Source organism: Acidobacteriota bacterium, from assembly GCA_003225175.1.
In the GTDB taxonomy this organism is placed as follows: Bacteria; Acidobacteriota; Terriglobia; order Terriglobales; family Acidobacteriaceae; genus Gp1-AA112.
This window is the reverse complement of the sequence record QIBA01000166.1, coordinates 1-1,526: the sequence shown is the minus strand read 5'-3', so window position 1 is coordinate 1,526 and position 1,526 is coordinate 1. Positions and strand designations below refer to the sequence as shown.

Sequence of the window (1,526 nt, the reverse complement as noted above, 5' to 3'; positions counted from 1 at the left end):
AACTTCTATGAGCGGTAGGCAAGATAAGACTCGTGTTGATTGCAGTCGATGGAGAGATCGGACGTCTCGATGTTGTAGATAAGTGAAGACGGAAGTTTGGTTGCAGGTAGTATGATGCTGAAAAAAGACGGAAGAAGGTTGAGCAAAAGGCTGCTTAAATAGTCAATTTCCGACGCCAAAGCAGTGAATGGAACAAGCGAGGAACTCAATAGTCAATAGTTAATTGCCAATAAAACAATCAGAATGGTCGATAGTGAATGAAACAATCGGGATAGTGAAAGGTCAATAAAACAATCGGTGCGGTCAACAGTCAATAAAACAATCAGAATAGTGAACAGTCAATAGAACAATCAAAGAAGCAAACAGTCAATAAAATGATCCAAGTAGTATATAGTCAATAGAACAATCAAAGCAATGAACGAATGGACGTCATTTTTCAAAGCAAACAAACTTACCAAAATTAACCAGCAACGATCACGTATCTAGCTATCCAACCCTCCAATACTAAACCCGTTTTTACTTGCTAATCCCCCTTGTTAAAAAGCCCTCCATCAGGTAATTCATCGGTAGTTATGACAAGTGGAACCATGTGCCCCCAGCTGTGCACTGCGCAAGCCATTCTCTCAACATCCTAATACTGTCACAACCAACGATTCGAACTCTCCAGGATTGGAGCTTCGAAGACCTTGTAAACTCGAAGAGGAAGCACAGGCTTGCAACACGCCTGATAAAACACAGGACACGATCACCTGGTTCTGTGCCCCCTCTAAGGTAAAACAAGACCAACGTAAGCTCTTCCTCCTCAAGAGTTCCATCGTTAAGTTGAAGCAACAGATTCGGCAAAAGAGAGATGGAAGGCGAGGCTTTCAAGTTGAGGTCGAGAACGGAGACGACTGATCCAGCCAAAAAAGAGTCCAGTTCTCTAAGACTAGAGTCTAACAGACCTGGCAAAACTCGAAGAGGAAACACAGGCTTGCAACACGCCTGATAAAACACAGGACGTGATCACCTGGTTCTGTGTCCCTCCAAGAGCAAGCCAAGGCGCAGCTAGAACTCTTCGCCTTCGAGACGCGACGACCCCAATCGAAAAGCTGAACAGGAGACTGTGGAGAGGTCTAGAAGCCGAAAGGTCCATAGGTTTTGTGTGCCTGAGCGTTGAAATTAGATTTGAAAAAAAAGGTTCGACGTGAGGAAAGTTGATTTCCTTACCCACTGTATAGAATTGAGAGCTTAAGGTCATACGACCACTGGGGTGTGCTTCATCAACTGTGTCAAACAGTCTGGATTCACAATGCAGAGCCAGAGAGCTCGAGAGCTCATCCAAGCAGTAGCATGGCGAAAGAGCCCGACTGCCCAGACAGCAGCAGAAAGTCCCTAACCAAACAGTGTGCGATAGTCAAGGATCGCAAGGTAAGGCCAGAGAACTCGAGAGCTCATCTAAGCCATTGCATTGCAAAGAGCCTGACTACCAAACCGTGGCAGAACGCACACTACATTGCCATCGAAATATGACCAAAGATTCCCAT

General features: G+C 45.2%; 1 protein-coding gene. It reads left to right on the top strand.

Annotation, left to right across the window (positions count from 1 at the left end; all coding sequences use genetic code 11):
• Positions 1 to 669: 669 nt before the first annotated feature.
• Positions 670 to 897, top strand: coding sequence for a hypothetical protein (locus tag DMG62_24095; protein PYY19966.1), 228 nt, complete (start codon positions 670 to 672; stop codon positions 895 to 897).
• Positions 898 to 1,526 lie beyond the last annotated feature (629 nt).